The sequence below is a fragment of the Amycolatopsis taiwanensis DSM 45107 genome (assembly GCF_000519205.1).
In the GTDB taxonomy this organism is placed as follows: domain Bacteria; phylum Actinomycetota; class Actinomycetes; order Mycobacteriales; family Pseudonocardiaceae; genus Amycolatopsis_E; species Amycolatopsis_E taiwanensis.
On sequence record NZ_JAFB01000038.1, the window covers coordinates 1 to 17,904 of the forward strand.

At 69.1% G+C, this 17,904-nt stretch carries 15 protein-coding genes and 1 rRNA gene; 2 read left to right on the forward strand and 14 right to left on the reverse strand.

The window, feature by feature from the left end; translation table 11 throughout:
- The 11 genes from A3CU_RS0127305 to argC all read right to left on the reverse strand — a co-directional run.
- Positions 1 to 173 (reverse strand): 16S ribosomal RNA (locus tag A3CU_RS0127305); the annotation flags it as partial.
- Between the two features lie 358 nt (positions 174 to 531).
- Complete coding sequence (gene tyrS / locus A3CU_RS0127310; protein ID WP_027944975.1) at positions 532 to 1,809, reverse strand: tyrosine--tRNA ligase; 1,278 nt, start codon at positions 1,807 to 1,809, stop codon at positions 532 to 534.
- 30 nt (positions 1,810 to 1,839) lie between these two features.
- Positions 1,840 to 2,463, reverse strand: coding sequence for a DNA-3-methyladenine glycosylase (locus A3CU_RS0127315; RefSeq protein WP_027944976.1), 624 nt, complete (start codon positions 2,461 to 2,463; stop codon positions 1,840 to 1,842).
- Positions 2,464 to 2,713: 250 nt separating this feature from the next.
- On the reverse strand, positions 2,714 to 4,126 hold the full coding sequence (gene argH / locus A3CU_RS0127320) for an argininosuccinate lyase (RefSeq protein WP_027944977.1): 1,413 nt from the start codon (positions 4,124 to 4,126) through the stop codon (positions 2,714 to 2,716).
- Positions 4,126 to 5,556 (reverse strand): argininosuccinate synthase, encoded by a 1,431-nt coding sequence (argG, locus tag A3CU_RS0127325; protein ID WP_027944978.1) that lies wholly within the window; start codon positions 5,554 to 5,556, stop codon positions 4,126 to 4,128. Before argG ends, argH begins: the two co-directional genes overlap by 1 nt.
- A gap of 30 nt (positions 5,557 to 5,586) precedes the next feature.
- Entirely contained in the window at positions 5,587 to 6,024 is a 438-nt protein-coding gene (locus A3CU_RS0127330; protein WP_052372271.1) for an arginine repressor, read from the reverse strand.
- Between the two features lie 44 nt (positions 6,025 to 6,068).
- Positions 6,069 to 6,995: an ornithine carbamoyltransferase gene (argF, locus tag A3CU_RS0127335; RefSeq protein WP_027944980.1), complete on the reverse strand. Its 927-nt coding sequence runs from the start codon at positions 6,993 to 6,995 to the stop codon at positions 6,069 to 6,071.
- A 2-nt stretch (positions 6,996 to 6,997) separates the two neighbouring features.
- Positions 6,998 to 8,215 carry an acetylornithine transaminase gene (locus A3CU_RS0127340; protein WP_027944981.1) on the reverse strand — a complete coding sequence of 406 codons (1,218 nt, stop codon included), beginning with the start codon at positions 8,213 to 8,215 and terminating at the stop codon, positions 6,998 to 7,000.
- Between the two features lie 196 nt (positions 8,216 to 8,411).
- On the reverse strand, positions 8,412 to 9,350 hold the full coding sequence (gene argB, locus A3CU_RS0127345; RefSeq protein WP_027944982.1) for an acetylglutamate kinase: 939 nt from the start codon (positions 9,348 to 9,350) through the stop codon (positions 8,412 to 8,414).
- A gap of 61 nt (positions 9,351 to 9,411) precedes the next feature.
- Entirely contained in the window at positions 9,412 to 10,569 is a 1,158-nt protein-coding gene (gene argJ / locus A3CU_RS0127350) for a bifunctional glutamate N-acetyltransferase/amino-acid acetyltransferase ArgJ (RefSeq protein WP_027944983.1), read from the reverse strand.
- The gene (argC, locus tag A3CU_RS0127355; protein ID WP_027944984.1) at positions 10,566 to 11,594 is read right to left on the reverse strand and encodes an N-acetyl-gamma-glutamyl-phosphate reductase; all 1,029 of its coding nucleotides are present in this window, start codon (positions 11,592 to 11,594) and stop codon (positions 10,566 to 10,568) included. Before argC ends, argJ begins: the two co-directional genes overlap by 4 nt.
- A gap of 164 nt (positions 11,595 to 11,758) precedes the next feature.
- Between argC and A3CU_RS46850 the strand changes: the two genes are divergently transcribed.
- Positions 11,759 to 12,124 carry a hypothetical protein gene (locus A3CU_RS46850; protein ID WP_052372251.1) on the forward strand — a complete coding sequence of 122 codons (366 nt, stop codon included), beginning with the start codon at positions 11,759 to 11,761 and terminating at the stop codon, positions 12,122 to 12,124.
- Between the two features lie 10 nt (positions 12,125 to 12,134).
- Here the strand turns inward: A3CU_RS46850 and A3CU_RS0127365 are convergent, their stop codons facing one another.
- Both A3CU_RS0127365 and A3CU_RS46855 read right to left on the reverse strand, forming a co-directional pair.
- Positions 12,135 to 12,614 (reverse strand): hypothetical protein, encoded by a 480-nt coding sequence (locus A3CU_RS0127365; protein WP_027944985.1) that lies wholly within the window; start codon positions 12,612 to 12,614, stop codon positions 12,135 to 12,137.
- 199 nt (positions 12,615 to 12,813) lie between these two features.
- Positions 12,814 to 14,337, reverse strand: coding sequence for an alpha/beta hydrolase (locus A3CU_RS46855; protein WP_043842717.1), 1,524 nt, complete (start codon positions 14,335 to 14,337; stop codon positions 12,814 to 12,816).
- Between the two features lie 224 nt (positions 14,338 to 14,561).
- Here A3CU_RS46855 and A3CU_RS0127375 point away from each other — a divergent pair, with 224 nt between their 5' ends.
- The gene (locus A3CU_RS0127375) at positions 14,562 to 15,272 is read left to right on the forward strand and encodes a DNA alkylation repair protein (protein WP_027944986.1); all 711 of its coding nucleotides are present in this window, start codon (positions 14,562 to 14,564) and stop codon (positions 15,270 to 15,272) included.
- Between the two features lie 90 nt (positions 15,273 to 15,362).
- Here the strand turns inward: A3CU_RS0127375 and pheT are convergent, their stop codons facing one another.
- Positions 15,363 to 17,882 carry a phenylalanine--tRNA ligase subunit beta gene (pheT, locus tag A3CU_RS0127380; protein ID WP_027944987.1) on the reverse strand — a complete coding sequence of 840 codons (2,520 nt, stop codon included), beginning with the start codon at positions 17,880 to 17,882 and terminating at the stop codon, positions 15,363 to 15,365.
- Between the last annotated feature and the right edge of the window lie 22 nt (positions 17,883 to 17,904).

Here is a 17,904-nt window from a genome sequence, read left to right on the forward strand (position 1 = left end):
ATCCGGTATTAGACCCCGTTTCCAAGGCTTATCCCAGAGCAAAGGACAGGTTATCCACGTGTTACTCACCCGTTCGCCACTCATCCCCACCCGAAGATGGTTCAGCGTTCGACTTGCATGTGTTAAGCACGCCGCCAGCGTTCGTCCTGAGCCAGGATCAAACTCTCCAACAATGAATGAATTCGATCAGACTCGAATAATCTCAAAGAAACCCAAACAGGGTAACATAAAGAACTACTAACTTAGCTCACTAGCACACTGTTGAGTTCTCAAACAACACGCGACCACAGTCGCCTCTGCTTGTTGTCGTCTGGCGAAGCTCTACCCGTCGCGAATCTTCCGACTCATTCGATGGGCTTAGATCTTCGTCCGACCGGACCACCCACTCTACCACACGATGCGGGAGCTTGGTTCGTGGCCCCGCCTGGTACCCCGTGCCTTCCGGCCCGGTCTCCCTGGCGACGAAGAGAAGATTACACACCTGCGCCAAGGGGCCCCGCACGGGGGTCCCCTAATCGGTGAAAGCGCAGGTCAAGACAGCAATCGGACGCCGGCTACGTGCCGCTTGCCGCGCCGGACGACCAGCCACCGGCCGTCCAGCGCGCCGGTCGGCTCCGGTCGCCAGTCCTCGGCGGCGATCTTCGCGTTGTTCACGTAGGCGCCCCCCTCCTTGACCGTGCGACGGGCGGCTCCCTTGCTGTCCACCAGCCCGGCGGCCAGGAGCAGGTCGACGATCGTCGGCTGGTCGGCCAGCCGGACCTCGCCGATCGGCACCTCGGCCATCGCCGCGTCGAGGGTCGCGGTATCCAGTTCCGCCAGCTCGCCCCGGCCGAACAGCGCCTGGCTGGCCGCGATCACCTGCCGGGTCTGCTCGGGCCCGTGCACGAGCGTGGTCAGCTCCTCGGCCAGCTTCCGCTGACCCGCCCGGCGGTGCGGCTGGTCAATCGTCAGCCGTTCGAGCTCCTCGATCTCCTCGCGGGCCAGGAAGGTGAACATGCGCAGGTACGGCACCACGAGCGCATCGGCCACATTGACGAAGTACTGGAACCACGCGTACGGCGAGGTCATCTCCGGATCGAGCCAGAGGTTGCCTCCGCCGGTGGACTTGCCGAACTTGCGGCCCTCCGAGTCGGTCACCAGCGGCGTGGTGAGCGCGTGTACCGCCGCGCCGTCGACCTTGCGGATGTAGTCGACGCCGCCGACGATGTTGCCCCACTGATCGGACCCGCCGATCTGCAGCTTGGTGCCGTACTTCCGGAAGAGGCGCAGGTAGTCGTAGGACTGCAGCAGCAGGTAGCTGAACTCGGTGTAGGACATGCCGTCCGTGGCGAGCCGCCGCTTGACCGTCTCACGGGCCAGCATCACGTTGATCGAGAAATGCTTGCCCACGTCACGCAGGAAGTCGAGCGCGGTCACGTCCTGGAACCAGTTCAGGTTGTTCTCCAGGATCGCGCCGGTCGCCGAATCGTCGAAGGTGACGAACTTCTCCAGCTGCCCGGTGATCCGCTCGAGCCGCTCCTCGGTGACCTCCCGGCTCACCAGCGTCCGCTCGCCCACGTCGCGCGGGTCCCCGATCTGGCCGGTGGCCCCGCCGGCGAGCACGATCGGCCGGTGCCCGGCCCGCTGGAAGCGAGCCAGCGTGAGCAGCTGTACAAGGTTGCCGGCGTGCAGGCTGTTCGCGGTCGGGTCGAAACCCCCGTAGAGCGTGAGCGGGCCCGTGTCCAGATCCTTCCGGAGTGCGTCCAGATCGGTGGTCTGGGCGAGGAGCCCCCGCCAAGCCAGTTCGTCAAGAATGTGTTCGCTGCTCACGTCTCGATACTCTCCTACCGGTTCAACCGGTTATTTGCCGGGGCGCGCCCGCCCGCCCCGGCGGTAGGGCGACACCGCCGCGGAACCTTCGATCCAGAATCGCCATGGGAAGTCCTCGGCCGCGGCGACCCCCACCCGTGGCCCGGTACGGATCGACTCCGGCGGAATCTCGTCCCCGGTCAGCAGCCGGATCCGCGAAGCCGGGTCGAGGAGATCAACCCCATTGTCCCGCGGGCCGATGTCCAGCGCCGAGGTGAGCCGCGCGGGCCCTCGCGCCAGCTCGCGGTCGTGCCGGGCGGCCTTCCGCCGGGCACGCGCCAGCTCGGTCCCGGAAACCACCTCCGCGGCCCGCAAGAGAACGGCTCCGGCCACACCGTCCTCGGCGCCGACCACATTGGCGCAGAAATGCATCCCGTACACGAAGTACACGTAGAGATGCCCGGCCGGGCCCCACATGACCTGGTTGCGCGCCGTGCGTCCGCGATAGGAATGCGAAGCCGGGTCCGCCCCGCCCCGGTATGCCTCGACCTCCACCAGCCGCGCCGACACGATGCCGTCCGGCCCGCTGGACTCGATGACCGCGCCCAGCAGCAGGCGCGCGAGGTCGAGCGGGTCGACGGCGAGCTCTTCCCGCTTGAACAGCCGGCCGTTCAACGTTCCTCCGCGAGTTTGCGCGCGACCGCGATCGTGTCGACGGGGCGCTCCATCCGAGATCCAATCACTTCCTGGACAAGGGCACCCCGCCGCCCCGATAAGGGGGTCTGGGGGCTTGCCCCCAGTCGGGGTGTGGGGGCGGAGCCCCCACAAGGCACGGGGCCTGACGGCGGCGCGCTGGTGGTCACCCTAATTACCGCGACTCAAGATCGAGCTCCTCATCGGCGCGCTCTCGTCGAGCGCCAAGCGTTCACGAACCGCTCGCCCACTGCCGGAAGCCCTCGGCACGGGCGACCAGCCGGTCGAGCTGCTCCGCGACGCGCGCGGGCGCGGTCCCGCCATGCGCGTCCCGCGACGCGATCGATCCGGCGACGGTGAGGACTTCGCGCACCTGGGGCGTGAGCGACGGGTGGATCTTTTCGAACTCCTCGTCGGTGAGCTCGTCCAGGCCCACACCGCGGGCCTCCGCCACCCGCACACATTCCCCGGCTGCCTCGTGCGCGACCCGGAACGGGACACCATGCCGGACCAGCCACTCGGCGACGTCGGTGGCGAGCGTGAACCCGGCCGGTGCCAGCTCCGCCATCCGGCCGGTGTGGAAGGTCAGCGTCGCGAGCAGGCCGGCGATCGCGGGAAACAGCAGCTCCAGCTGGTCCACCGAGTCGAAGACCGGTTCCTTGTCCTCCTGGAGATCCCGGTTGTAGGCCAGCGGCATCGCCTTGAGCGTCGCGAGCAGGCCGGTCAGGTTCCCGATCAGCCGTCCCGACTTGCCGCGAGCCAGCTCGGCCACGTCCGGATTCTTCTTCTGCGGCATGATCGAACTGCCGGTCGCCCACGCGTCATCCAGCGTGACGTAGCCGAACTCGGCGGTGTTCCAGATGATCAGCTCTTCGGCGATCCGGGACAGGTTCACCCCGAGCATCGCCACCACGAAGGCGAACTCGGCGGCGAAATCCCGCGAAGCGGTGCCGTCGATCGAGTTCTCCACAGCGGCGTCGAAGCCCAGTTCCGTGGCGACCGCGTCCGGGTCGAGACCCAGCGACGACCCGGCCAGTGCACCGGAGCCGTACGGCGACTCCGCGGCCCGGGCACCCCAGTCCCGCAGGCGGCTCACGTCCCGCAGCAGGGCGTGGGCGTGCGCGAGCAAGTGGTGTGCCAGCAGGACCGGCTGCGCGTGCTGGAGGTGAGTCCGGCCGGGCAGCACCGCATCCGGATGCCGCTTCGCCTGTGCCACCAGGGAATCCACCACGTCCAGGGTGCCCGACGCGATCCGTTTCGCCGCGTCGCGCAGCCACATGCGGAACAGGGTGGCCACCTGGTCGTTGCGCGACCGGCCCGCCCGCAGCTTGCCGCCGAGCTCGGGCCCGGCCCGCTCGATCAACCCGCGTTCGAGGGCGGTATGCACGTCCTCGTCGGAGACGGCCGGGGTGAACGCGCCGGAGGCCACGTCCACGGCCAGCGCGTCGAGCGCGCCAAGCATGCCGTCGAGCTCGTCAACGGTGAGCAAACCAGCGCGGTGCAGCACGCGCGCATGCGCCTTCGAGCCCGCGATGTCGTACGGTGCGAGCCGCCAGTCGAAGTGCGTCGACACGCTCAGTGCCGCCATCGCATCCGCCGGGCCGCTCGCGAACCGCCCTCCCCACAGTTGCACCTTGTCGTTCATCAGTCGGTCCCATACTCCATCGCGGCCTGGTCGAGGGAGTCCTGCACGGGACGCGAAGCCTCCGGGTTGTCCGTGATCCGGTCCGCGCCCCCCGCGGGCAGCTCACCGAAGAGCGTGCCGTGCTCGACGATCACCTGGCCCTGGTCGATCGGCTGTGCGGCGTAGAACTCAAGCTTGTGACGCGAGTCTGCGATGTCGAGGTTGCGCATGGTCAGCTGGCCGATCCGGTCGGTGGGACCGAACGCGGCGCCTTCGACCCGCTCCATCGAAAGTCGCTCCGGGTGGTAGGAGAAGTTGGTGCCCTCGGTGGCCAGGATCGTGTAGTCCTCACCGCGCCGCAGTCGCAGCGTTACCTCACCGGTGACCAGGGAGGCGATCCACCGCTGAATGGCTTCGCGCTGCATCAGCGCCTGTGGGTCGAGCCAGCGGCCTTCGTAAAGCAGCCGCCCGAGCTTGCGGCCCTCGTTGTGATAGTTGGCGACGGTGTCCTCGTTGTGGATCGCGTTGAGCAGCCGTTCGTAGACGATCCAGAGCAGCGCCATGCCGGGCGCCTCGTAGATGCCGCGCGACTTGGCCTCGATGATCCGGTTCTCGATCTGGTCAGACATGCCAAGGCCATGACGTCCGCCGACGGCATTGGCCTCCATCACCAAAGCCACCGGATCGTCGTAGGTCTTCCCATTGATCGCCACCGGGCGGCCGGCCTCGAACCGGACGGTGACGTCCTCGACCGGTATCTCCACCGATGGGTCCCAGAAGCGCACGCCCATGATCGGCTCGACGGTCTCCAGCGAGACATCGAGGTGCTCGAGCGTCTTCGCCTCGTGTGTGGCGCCCCAGATGTTGGCGTCGGTGGAGTAGGCCTTCTCCGCCGGGTCGCGATACGGCAGACCGTGGTCGGTCAGCCACTCGCTCATCTCCTGGCGTCCGCCGAGCTCACGCACGAACTCCGGGTCCAGCCACGGCTTGTAGATCCGCAGCTCAGGGTTGGCCAGGAGTCCGTACCGGTAGAACCGCTCGATATCGTTGCCCTTGAAGGTCGAGCCATCGCCCCAGATGTCGACGCCGTCGGACTGCATCGCGCGGACCAGCATCGTGCCGGTGACGGCCCGGCCGAGCGGCGTGGTGTTGAAATACGTGCGTCCCCCGGACCGGAGATGGAACGCGCCGCATGCCAAGGCCGCCAGGCCCTCCTCGACGAGCTGCGACTTGCAGTCCACGATGCGGGCGATCTCCGCACCGTAGTCCTTCGCGCGGCCGGGCACGCCTTCGATGTCGGGCTCGTCGTACTGCCCGATGTCGGCCGTGTAGGTACACGGCACCGCACCCTTGTCGCGCATCCAGGCCGCTGCCACCGAGGTGTCGAGGCCGCCGGAGAAAGCGATACCGACACGCTCCCCCTTCGGCAGGGACATGAGAACCTTGCTCAATTTTCTCTTCCTTCGCTGTCAGTCGGTCGGTCAGTCGTGGATGTGGCGATCGGCCAGCTCGGACAGTAAGCGAGCCAGCGCATCGCCACCGGTTGGTTCGCGGGCGATGACCACGACGGTGTCATCGCCCGCGATGGTCCCGAGTACCTCACCCAGCGCCGCGCGGTCGATCGCGCTGGCCACGAACTGCGCGGCTCCCGGCGGAGTCCGCAGTACCGTCAGGTTCCCCGAGGCGTCCGCCGACACCATCAGCTCGGCCAGCAGCCGGGACAGCCGCGAGGTGCCACCTTGCACACCACGCACCGGGCTACCGTCTTCAGGAATGACGTATACCGGCGCCCCGGAGTCGGCCCCACGCAGCTTCACCGCACCGAGCTCGTCGAGGTCACGCGACAGGGTCGCTTGTGTAACGTCGACGCCCTCGGCCGCCAGGATCTTCGCCAGTTCCGTCTGGCTGCGAATCGCCATTGTGGACACCAGCTCGATGATCCTGGCCTGTCGGGCCGCCCGGCTCACCGTCGTTCGTTCAATAGCCACACCAGGAGTGCCTTCTGTGCGTGCAAACGGTTTTCCGCCTCGTCCCACACCGCGCTCGCCGGCCGGTCGAGAATCTCATCGGTGATCTCCCAGCCGCGGTGCGCCGGCAAGCAGTGCAGCACGATCGCTTCCGGCGCGGCCTGGGCGAGCAGTTCGGCATTGACCTGGAGCCGGCGGAACGGGGTGACCCGGTCCATCCCGTCGTTCTCCTGCCCCATGGACGTCCAGGTGTCGGTGACCAGGACGTCCGCGCCCTCCACCGCGGCCTTCGGGTCGGTGTGGACGGTGACGCTGCCGCCCGTCTCGGACGCGCGTTCCTTGGCCGCCAGCATCACCTCCGGCAGCGGCTGAAAGCCCTCCGGCGTGACGAGCCGGACGTGCAGCCCGGCGGTCGTCCCGCCGAGCATCAGCGAATGCGCCATGTTGTTCGCGCCGTCGCCGAGATAGGTCAGGGTGAGGCCGGCGAGCCTTCCCTTGCGCTCCCGAATGGTCTGCAGGTCCGCCAGGACCTGGCAGGGATGGAACTCGTCGGTCAGTGCGTTGACCACCGGCACGGTCGCCGCCGACGCCATCGCGACGATGCGCTGCTGGGCGAAGGTCCGCCAGACAACCGCGTCGACGTAACGGGAAAGCACGCGGGCGGTGTCCTCGATGGTCTCCTCACGGCCCAGCTGCATCGAGCGACCGTCCACAATGATCGGATTTCCGCCGAGCTGTGCGATGCCGACCTCGAAGGACAGCCGCGTGCGGGTGGAGTTCTTCTCGAACAGCACGGCGACCGACTTCGGGCCGGCCAACGCGCGGTTGCCCAGCGGGTCCTTCTTGAGCTCGTCGGCGAGGTCCAGGACCGCCAACTGCTCATCGGGCGACAGATCGTCGTCGCGGAGGAAGTGGCGCACCATCCTCACTCTCCTTTCTTCGCCGAATCGAGCGCTGCGGGCAGCGCGTCGAGGAAGCCTTCGGCCTGCTCGTGGGTAAGGATCAGCGGCGGCGCAAGCCGGATCGCGTCGGGAGCGACCGGGTTGACCAGGTAGCCGGCCCGCTCGACCGCCTTGGCCACCGCCGGCGCGACCGCCTCTCGCAGCGTGATCCCGATCAGCAGCCCCGCACCGCGAACCCCCGACACGAGCGGGTGCCTGAGTTCCTCCACCCCGTTCGAGATGTCCTTGCCCAGCGCGGCGACGTGGTCGTTGAGGTTGTCGCGGGCGATGGCCCGCAGCACGGCCAGCCCCGCGGCGCAGCACACCGGGTTGCCGCCGAAGGTGGTGCCGTGCTGGCCGGGCTTGAGCAGGTCCCCGGCCTCGCCGACGCCGATCACCGCGCCCAGCGGCAGCCCGCCGCCCAGCCCCTTCGCCAGGGTGATCACGTCCGGCATGATCCCGGCCCGCTGGAAGGCGAACCAGACTCCGGTACGAGCGAAACCGGTCTGCACCTCGTCGAGCACCAGCATCGCGCCGGCCCGCCTGGTGATCTCCCGCGCCGCCTGCAGGTAGCCGTCCGGAGCGGGAATCACCCCGGCCTCCCCGAGGATCGGCTCCAGCACCACCGCCGCGGTGTCCGAGTCGACGACCGAGGACAGTGCGTCCACATCCCCGAACGGGACGTGCACCACGCCCGGCACGAGCGGCTCGAAAGGCTCCCGTTTGGACGGTTGACCGGTCAGCGCGAGCGCACCCATGGTGCGACCGTGAAAGGCGCCTTCGCACGCGATCACCTTGGTGCGCCCGGTACGCCGGGTGATCTTCAGGGCCGCCTCGTTCGCCTCCGCGCCGGAATTGACGAACAGCACCCGGCCCTTCGCCTCACCGTCTCCGTGCCCGGCCAGCCCCGCCACGTCCAGCAACGCCTCGGCGAACTCGACCGCGACCGGGTTGATGTAGAGGTTCGAAATGTGCCCCATGGTGGCGATCTGCTCGGTCACCGCCCGCACCACCTCGGGATGGGCGTGGCCCAGCGCGTTCACCGCGATCCCGCCCAGCAGGTCGACGTACTCGCGGCCGTCGGCGTCCCACACCCGCGCGCCCTCGCCGCGGACCAGGGTCAGCCCGGGCGTGCCGTAGTTGTCCATCAACGCGGACCGCCAGTGCGCCTGGCCGTCCAGATTGGACCGGATCTCGTTCATGCTGTTTCCTCCGCGAACCTGCGCGCGACCGCGATCATGTCGACGGGGCGCTCCATGAGTGAGCAAGTCACGTTTTTGCCGACGGCGCCCCGCCGCCCCGATAAGGGGGTCTGGGGGCTTGCCCCCAGTCGGGGGGCTCGCCCCGAGGCCCCCTTGGTCGGGTCGGCCTGGGAGCCGCGGCTCGGCACGGGGCTGCTCATGCCGGCTCCGGTGCCTGGGTCGAGGGCTGCTCGGGCAGGACCATCGTCCCGATGCCTCGCGAGGTGAAGACTTCCAGCAGTACGGAATGCGCGATGCGGCCGTCGATCACGTGCGCCCCGCGCACTCCGCCGCGCACCGCGCGCACGCACGCCTCCATCTTCGGGATCATGCCGCTGGCCAGGGTGGGCAGCAGTTGCTCGAGCCGGTCCACGCGGATGCGGTCGATCATGGAAGAGCGGTCCGGCCAGTTCGCGTACAGGCCCTCGACGTCGGTCAGCACGACCAGTTTCTCCGCGCCCAGCGCCGCGGCCAGTGCACCGGCCGCGGTGTCGGCGTTTACGTTGTGCACCACGCCATCCGCGTCCGGGGCCACTGTGGACACCACCGGGATACGCCCGGCGTTCACGATGTCCAGCACCGCGTCCGGGTTGACCGAGGCGACCTCGCCGACCAGGCCGATGTCCACCCGTTCGCCGTTCACCGTGGCGTGCTTGCGCTCGGCGATGAACAGCTGCGCGTCCTCACCGGAGATGCCGACCGCGTACGGGCCGTGCGCGTTGATCAGGCCGACGAGCTCACGACTGACCTGGCCGACCAGGACCATGCGCACGATGTCCATGGTCTCCGGCGTGGTCACCCGCAGGCCGCCCTTGAATTCTCCTTCGATGCCCAGCCTGCCGAGCATCGCGGAGATCTGGGGCCCGCCGCCGTGCACCACGACCGGGTGCAGTCCGGCCAGCCGCAGGAAGACCATGTCCTGCGCGAATGCCTGTTTCAGCTGCTCGTCGATCATGGCGTTGCCGCCGTACTTGATCACGACCGTGGCGCCGTGGAAACGCTGCAGCCATGGCAGCGCTTCGATCAGCACACCGGCCTTCTCGGCGGCTGTGGCGAGCCGGTCGTCGGCCGGAACCACGGATTCGGGCTGGTTCATGACTGTTCCTCCGCGCGCGCCTTGTGGTCACCTTGACGGCCGCGGCCTGGCACAGCGCTACTCATGACGAGTACGCGCTGTTCTCTTCGACGTAGGCGTGCGAGAGGTCCGAGGTGTAGATCGTCGCCTCACTCGACCCGACGCCCAGGTCGATCACGAGCTCGACTGCGCGGCCAGACAGGTCGGCCTTCGACCGGTCGGCGGCCGGTGTCCCGTTCGCGAACAGGGTGACTCCGTTGAGCGTGATGGACAGCGAGCCCGGATCAACCTCGGCGTGCGACCGGCCGACCGCCATCGCCACCCGGCCCCAGTTGGGGTCCGAACCGAACAGTGCCGTCTTGACCAGGTTGTCCTCGGCTACGGTACGGCCCACGGTGATCGCGTCCTGCTCGCTGGCCGCGCCCCGGACGATCACATCGACTTCCTTGGTCGTGCCCTCGGAATCGGCGCGAAGCCGGCGTACCAGGTCCAGGCACGCGGCGGTGAGCACCTCGGTGAACTCGTCCAGCCCGGGCGCCACACCGCTGGCCCCGGACGACAGCAGGAGAACCGTGTCGTTGGTGGACGTACCGCCGTCGACGTCCAGCCGATCGAACGTGACGCGCGCGGCGGCGCGCAGGGCCGCATCCAGTGCGTCCGCCTCGACGACCGCGTCCGTGGTCAGCACCGACAGCATGGTGGCGAGGTTCGGTGCCAGCATGCCCGCGCCCTTGGCGAAACCGCCGACGCTCCACCCCGCCGGGTGCTCCTGCCAGGTCTGCTTGGGGTGGGTGTCGGTGGTCATGACCGCGGTCGCCGCGGCAAGGCCCGCCTGCGGAGTCGCGGCCAGCGCCCGCACCGCACTGTCCACACCGGACAGCACCGCGGGCATGGGCAGCCGCTCGCCGATCAGGCCCGTCGAGCAGACCGCGACGTCGACGGCCCCGGTGCCCAGCTCCTCCGCCACCTTCTCGGCCGTGGCGTGGGTGTCCTGGAACCCCTCCGGCCCGGTCGCCGCGTTGGCGCCCCCGGAATTGAGCACGACGGCCTTCAGCCGCTGGTGCCGGAGCACTTCCTGCGACCACAGCACCGGCGCCGCCTTGACCACGTTGCGGGTGAACACTCCGGCCGCGACCTGCTCCGGCCCGTCGTTGACGACGAGGGCGAGGTCGAGGGCGCCCGACTTGATCCCGGCCGCCACGCCGGCGGCCCGGAAGCCCTTCGGTCCGGTTACCGTCACGGTGCCACTCCTACGGTCGAAAGCCCGGTGGTCTCGGCGAATCCGAGTGCGATGTTCATGGACTGGATCGCGCCACCCGCGGTCCCCTTGGTGAGATTGTCGATGGCGGTCACCACGATCAGCCGGCCGGCGTCGGCGTCCACCACAACCTGAAGCTGGACGTTGTTGGCACCGAGCGTGGCCGCCGTGGCCGGCCAGGAGCCCGCCGGCAGCACCTGCACGAACGGCTCGGCGCCGTAGGCCTTCTCATAGACCGCCCTGGCTCCCTCGGTGTCCACATCGGACACCAACGGCGCGCTCGCGGTGGTGAGGATGCCACGCGACATCGGCGCGAGCACCGGCGTGAACGACACCTTCACTCGTTCCCCCGCCGCCGCGCTCAGGTTCTGCACGAATTCCGGCGTGTGCCGATGGGCGCCACCGACCCCGTACGCGCTTGCCGAACCCATCACCTCGGAGCCGAGCAGGTGCGGTTTGAGGCTCTTGCCCGCACCCGAGGTGCCGGTGACGCCCACCACGGACACGTCGGGCTTCACCAGACCGGCGGCCAGAGCCGGCGCGAGCGCGAGCAGACCCCCGGTGGGAAAACACCCCGGCACGGCTATCCGCCGGGTGCCGGTCAGCTTCTCGCGCGCGCCTGGCAGTTCCGGCAGCCCGTAGGGCCAGGTACCCGCATGCTCACTGCCGTACCAGCGCTGCCAGTCGGACGCCTCGGCGAGCCGGTGGTCGGCGCCGAGGTCGACGACGAGGACCTCCGGGCCGAGTTCAGCGGCGATCTCGCCGGAATGACCATGCGGCAGGGCGAGGAACACCACGTCGTGGCCGGCCAGGGTCCGCGCGCTGGTCTCGCGCAGGACTCGCTCGGCCAGTGGCACCAACTGGGGCTGGTGCCGGCCCAATGGGGTGCCCGCGCTGCTCGCCGCGGTCAGTGCGCCGATCTCGACCTCGGGATGCGCCAAGAGCAAGCGCAGGAGTTCACCGCCCGCGTACCCACTCGCTCCGGCCACCGCGACCTTCACTGTCATACGTATGATTATGCACGACAATGAAAGATCAATCAAACGGCTTCGGTGCCGGAAGCGCCCCGGCAGCTTGCTCGGCCTGGCCCCGCTGGCGGACGGGCAGCGCATGGTGGGCCGGGCCGGCACCCCGACTGAGGGCTGCCTCAACCGATACCGGGAAGCGGTCGGTGGACCCGCAGACGAACCTGGCCGCCGCACCAGAGTCTTCGTTCGAAAAGTTGATCGCTGAGGGCGCCTCCGTTCCGGCGGCCGGATGGGACTTCTCCTGGCTCGACGGCCGCGAAACCGAGGGGCGGCCGTCCTGGGACTACTCGCGGTTGCCGGCGAGCCGGATGAGCACTGCCTCGGCCGCACTCGACGTGCAGACCGGTGGCGGCGAAGTGCTGGCGGGCCTACCTCGCCCGCCATCCCTTCTGGTCGCCACCGAGTCCTGGCCGCCCAACGTCCTGCTCGCCCGGCGCAAGCTCGCTCCGCCGGGTGCGTCGGCGGTCGAGGCGGCCGATGCAGTAGTCACCTTGATTGCCGGGGCTTGACACTGGCTACTCATGCACCTCCCGGTGGTGCTCGCCGGCTCGGCGGCTCGGGGAGGTACTCCCCTGGCCGCTGCGGATCGCAGCCGACCCGCGGCAGCCGGGCCCGGATGCCACCGGGCGTCCGCTCGAACCGCGCGGCGATCTCGGCCACGCCTTCGCCCGCGATCCACCGGCGTTCCAGCTCGGCATCCTGTTCCGCGGTCCACGGCCGGCCCCGGCCCGCCGGCCGGTCGCGAGTTCTCCCGCCGCCTGGTTCACTCATCGCACTGTGCTGTCGAAGGGTTTCCGACAGGACTCCGCCCAGCGCGGGGGCCGCGCCCGGTGAGACCTCCAGTTGCCCTTCCGCCAGGTGCTCGCCGTCGGGCCCGGATGCCGCGACACTGATCACGAGGCGATCGCAGCGGTCACCGCCCGGCACGCTGGTGACCTCGATGGAAAAGGTGTTTTCGCCGGCCCGGACCTTGCTCCGGTGCTCTTCGATGATGTTCATGCCGAGCACGGTAGCGACACCGGCCGACATTTTTCGTCACCGAGCGCACCCGGGCAGATGCGGACCGAAATTGTCGGCCCCGCGACGTAACGTGATGACACCATCGCGGCGAGTTCAAGGAGGGCCGATGCCAAGGTATCGCGTCCACAGATCAGTGGCGCGTCGTGTAGGCCAGCAGTGGCTGCTTCGACTTTGCAGGCTAGCCGGATGCCTTCGCTGCGCTCGCACCGGCGGGCACCGGATCCGGCAGCGGGGCGCACGTGGTGTCGGCGTGGTCGCCCGGTTTGCGCGCGGGAAGCTCCCCCTTGGCCAGGTAGTCGGCGACCTGGTCGTCGACGCAGGCGTCCCCGGACAGCGAGTCGGCATGGGTGGTGCCGCCCGGCTCGGCGATCAGACTCGCGTGCGGAAACAGCCGGCGAACCTCCAGGCTGCCCGCGTAAGGAGTCGCCGCGTCGAGGGTTTCGTCGATCAGCAGCGCGCCGGCGACCTTGCTCCCGTCGACGGTGACCGGCGTGCCCGCTTCCGCCGGCCAGAACAGACACGGCGCATTGAACCAGGCGTTGCCCCAGGTCTCGAACGGCGCGCGGAGATAGGCCGACCAGTTGTCCAGCCGCCAGCGATCCCAGTTCACCGGCCACTGCACGTCGGTGCATTGAACCCCGAGGTAGGCCGCGAAGCCGTTGTCGCCGCCCTTGCCGGTGGCGTCGTAAAGGCTCTTCAGGTCCTGCCACTTGCCCTCGTGCACCCAGTCGGCGAAGGCGTCGGCCAGCTTCACCCAGCCGGACCGGTAGTACCCGGCCTGCAGGAAGACGTCGGTCCACTCGTCGCCGCCGATCAACCCGCCCGCCGGATCCGTCGTCAACGCGGCCAACTGCCCGTACCACAGCCGCTCGACGGCATCCTCCGTGGCGCCCAGGTGGTAGACGCTGTCGTACCTGGCGAGCCAGGCGAAGTAGATCTTGATGTTGCGGTTGAAGGCGACGTCCTGGTTCAGATTCGCCCGATACCAGACATCGCGAGGGTCGACGCTGCTGTCGAGCACCATCCGGCGCACACGCTGCGGATACAACGTGGCGTAGACCTGCCCCAGGTAGGTGCCGTAGGAGAAGCCGTAGTAGTTGATCTGCTCCTCGCCCAGCGCCTTGCGCAGGCTCTCCATGTCCTGCGCCACGTCGGTGGTCTTCAGGTGCTGGAGCAACGCGCCGTTCTTGGCGCAAGCGGCGGCATAGCTCTTGGACAGGTCGAGCCAGCTCTGCTCCAGCCGCGGGGTGGCTGGCACGTAGGGCGGCCGGTCGTAACGGAAGTGGTTCGGGTCGCAGGACAGGGCCGGTCTGCTGGAGCCGACGCCGCGGGGGTCGAAGCCGATCCAGTCGTAGGCGTCACCGGCATGGTCGGGCACGGAGCGACCCAGAACCGACAGGCCGAGTCCGGATGCGCCGGGTCCGCCCGGGTTGACCAGCATGACACCCTGCGACCGTGCGGTCTTGTGCTCAACCCGCGAAACCGCCAGCGAGATCTTCGCGCCACCGGGGTCGGCGTAGTCGAGCGGCACCGCCAGGAAGCCACATTGGGCGCCGGCCGCCTCGAGCTTGGACGTGGTGCAGTCGCCCCAGTGGATCGGCGCCGGCGTGAACCCCGTCGCGGGTGCCGCGGCCGCCGACGGCATCACCAGGCACCCGGCGGCGATGCCGGCTACCGCGACCGCTGCAAAAGTCCTTTTCACATCGATCCTTTTCCTCGACGATCACGCCCTGCATGCGGAACTCAACAGGGCTCCCGAACAACCTCTCCGAAGGCGGCGGCCTTCGCCACTCGACTACGGTCGAGAGCTTCCCCCGGCCGGGTGAGCAAGCGGGCCGGTCCCAACGGGACGCATCCGAAGACGGTCGGCCGCGCGGGGCGATCGCAGGGCTTTACGAGATCACGGAGGCAGGGACAGCAGTGCCAGTGGACGAGGTAGCGGCCCTGGTGCGGGCGGTTCGCATCGCACTGGCAGAAATCGCCGATCCGGCCAAGGCGCCGGAAATGCGTCGATACATGAAGTCGGAGATGCCGTTTCGTGGCGTCCAGAAACCCGCGCGCCGCACGGTGGCTCGCCAGGTTTTCGCCGATCATCCGCTCACCACACGGGACTCGTTCCTCGAGGCCACGCTTCGGCTGTGGCGGGAGGCCGAGTTTCGCGAAGAACGCTACCTCGCCATCGACCTGACCGGTGATCGGCGCTACCGGCGGTGGCAGGACACCACCCTGCTCCCGCTCTACGACGAGTTGATCGTCACCGGGGCGTGGTGGGACTACGTAGACGAGATCGCGATCCGCCGCGTCGGGCCGATCCTGCAGGCCGACCCGGAAACAGTGGGACACCTCATGCGGCGCTGGGCAGTCGACAACGACCTGTGGCGCCGGCGCACGGCCGTGATCTGCCAGGTGGGCTGCCGGGAGGACGTCGATCGGGCACTGCTGACCAAAACCATCGAAGCCACCATGACCGATTCCGACTTCTTCCTCCGGAAGGGAATCGGCTGGGCACTCCGCGAACTCGGCAAGATCGACCCGAAGTGGGTGGCGACGTTCGTCGCCGAACACCCGGCGCTGTCCCCGCTGTCCGTGCGCGAAGCCCTCAAATACGTGCCGAGCGCCGCAGAACCCTCGGCGTGATCACCGACGACGGCACCGCCCAGGCCGAGACCTGGGCGGTGTGGACGAGAGCCGGCAGGGCGGATCGCGCAGGCGACCCCGGTGTCTTCGTCAGCTTCGCAGCTCGGCGCCGTAACGCGACGACGCTTCCGCGACGGCGGCATCACGGGCGTGCGTGGCTTCCTCGACAGTGAGGGTGCGGTCCGGGGCGCGGAACCGCAGCTTGTAGGCCAGGGACCGCCTGCCCTTGCCGACCTGGTCGCCCGTGTAGACGTCGAACAACGAGATGTCTTCGAGCAGGTCACCACCGCCCGCGACGAGCGCCTCGGCAAGGTCCGCCGATGGCACCTTCTCGTCCACGACCAGCGCCACGTCCAGCAGCACGGGCGGGTAGGGCGAGACCGACGGGGCCGGACGGTTGTCGATCAGCGGAATCGCGTCCAGGTCGAGCTCCATGGCGACCGTGCGCTTGGGCAGGCCGAGCGCCTCGATCACCTTGGGATGCAGCTCACCCGCGTGCCCGACCGGCCAGTCGCCGACCCTGAGCTCCGCGCACCGGCCGGGATGCCAGGGCGGCAGGTCGGCGGCCCGTACCCGCAGCTCGACACCGGCGGCGGCGCCGACGATCCGGGCCGCCTGCACGGCGTCCGCCCAGCTCGCCGGTTCGCCGTCACCCCACCAGCCGGCGCGCTGACGCTGCCCGGCGAGCACCACCGCGACGTGGCTCGGTTGCACCGGAACCGCGGCTTCCAGCGTGGCCAGTTCCTCGTCCGTGGGCCGGCGGTCGACCCCGAGCTCGGGCATCGGCACCGGGTCGGCACCGGGCAGCACGACCTGTCCGATGTGGAACAGCGCGAGATCCTTGAAACCACGGGAAGCGTTGCGCTGCAAGGTTTCCAGCAGGCCCGGCAGCAGCGACGTCGCCATCTGGTCCTTGTCGGACTCCAGCGGGTTCTGCACGCGGATGGTGCGGCGCCGCACGTCGTCCTCGGCGAGCCCGAACGCGTCCCAGATCGCCGGAGACATGAACGGGAACGGCAGCACCTCGACGTAGCCGGCATCAGCCAGCGCCCGCGAGACCGTGCGGCGGCGGCGCTGGGCTTCGGTGAGCCCGGTTCCGGGCGGTGCAGGCGGCAAAGTGGACGGGATGCTGTCATAGCCCTCGAGCCGCAGCACCTCCTCGACCAGGTCGGCGGGCTGCAGGAGGTCGTTGCGCCAGCTCGGCGGGAGCGCCGTGACGATCGCGGCGCCTTCCTCGGACGTACCGACGGAAAGCTTGCAGCCGATCTGACCGAGCCTGCGAACGGTGACACCACGCTCGTACCGCACGCCGGCCACCCGGTCGGGCAGGTCGATCGGCATCGTCACCGGCGCGGGCGGGTCTAGCTGCCCGACGTCGGTGCGGCCCGGCAGGATGCTGCCGTCGCCGTAGCGGCGCAGCAGCCGCGCTGCCAGCTCGACCGCCGCGGGGCACAACTGCGGGTCGGTGAAGCGTTCGAACCGCTTGGCCGCCTCGGAGAACAGCTTGTGCCGCCGGGAGGTCCGGCTGATCGACGCCGGGTCCCAGTGCGCCGCTTCCAGCAGCACGTCGGTGCTCTCGGGCGTGATCTCGGTGCTCGCGCCCCCCATCGTGCCGGCCAGCGACACCACACCGGTGTCATCGGCGATCACCACGTCATCGGGGTCGAGCTCACGCTCGACATCGTCCAAAGTGGTCAGCTTCTCGCCCGGCTTGGCGCGGCGCACCACGAGTTCGCCCTTCACCGAGGCGGTGTCAAAGGCGTGCAGGGGGTGACCGAGCTCGAGCATGACGTAGTTGGTCACGTCCACCGCGAGCGAGATGGAGCGGATTCCAGCCAGCAGCAGGCGCCGCCGCATCCACCACGGCGTCGGGGCGGTCGCGTCCAGCCCGGTGATCCGGCGCAGGACGAACCGCTTGCAGCCGGTGTAATCCTCGATGCGGACCGGCCAGACGTCACCTTCGCCCTCGGGCAGGTCCAACGACGCCGGGTCACCGAAAGGGACGTCGAGCGCGCACGCCAGTTCCCGGGCCAGGCCACGAACCGACAAGGCGTAGCCGCGGTCCGGCGTCGGCGCCAGCTCGATCACCGTGTCGTCCAGGCCGAGCACCGCGCGCGCGTCGTCACCTGGACCCGCCGTCGCCGACGGGAGCACCAGAATGCCGGTGTGCTCGTCGCCGAGCCCGAGCTCCCGGGCGGAGCAGATCATGCCGTCGCTGGTCTTGCCGTAGGTCTTGCGGGCGGCGATCGCGAAGCCGCCGGGCAGCACGGCACCGGGCAGGGCGACGATCACGAGGTCGCCTTCGGCGAAGTTCGTCGCGCCGCAGACGATGCCGCGGGTCTTGATACCGCGCGCGGCGTCCTCTTCGGACTCCGGCTCGTCGTTGTCGTCGCCGACCTCGACCCGGCAGTACCGGATCGGCTTCTTGAACCCGGTCAGCTCCTCGATCTCCACGACGCGGCCGACGACCACCGGCCCGGTGATCTCACCGAGCGGCCGGAGGTCTTCGACCTCGATCCCGATCCGGATGAAAGCGTCGACCAGATCCTGCGGACCGACCGACTCACCGACATCCAGATGCTCGGTCAGCCAGCTCACGGGGACTCGCACTACGTCACGCCTCCATATCCTG

Coding starts and splice junctions, on each gene's coding strand:
- argC (WP_027944984.1), bottom strand. CDS start 11,594: ATGACAGTGAAGGTCGCGGTGGCCGGAGCGAGTGGGTACGCGGGCGGT.
- A3CU_RS0127365 (WP_027944985.1), bottom strand. CDS start 12,614: ATGAACATCATCGAAGAGCACCGGAGCAAGGTCCGGGCCGGCGAAAAC.
- argF (WP_027944980.1), bottom strand. CDS start 6,995: ATGGTGCGCCACTTCCTCCGCGACGACGATCTGTCGCCCGATGAGCAG.
- A3CU_RS0127330 (WP_052372271.1), bottom strand. CDS start 6,024: ATGGCGATTCGCAGCCAGACGGAACTGGCGAAGATCCTGGCGGCCGAG.
- argH (WP_027944977.1), bottom strand. CDS start 4,126: ATGAACGACAAGGTGCAACTGTGGGGAGGGCGGTTCGCGAGCGGCCCG.
- A3CU_RS0127340 (WP_027944981.1), bottom strand. CDS start 8,215: ATGAACGAGATCCGGTCCAATCTGGACGGCCAGGCGCACTGGCGGTCC.
- argB (WP_027944982.1), bottom strand. CDS start 9,350: ATGAACCAGCCCGAATCCGTGGTTCCGGCCGACGACCGGCTCGCCACA.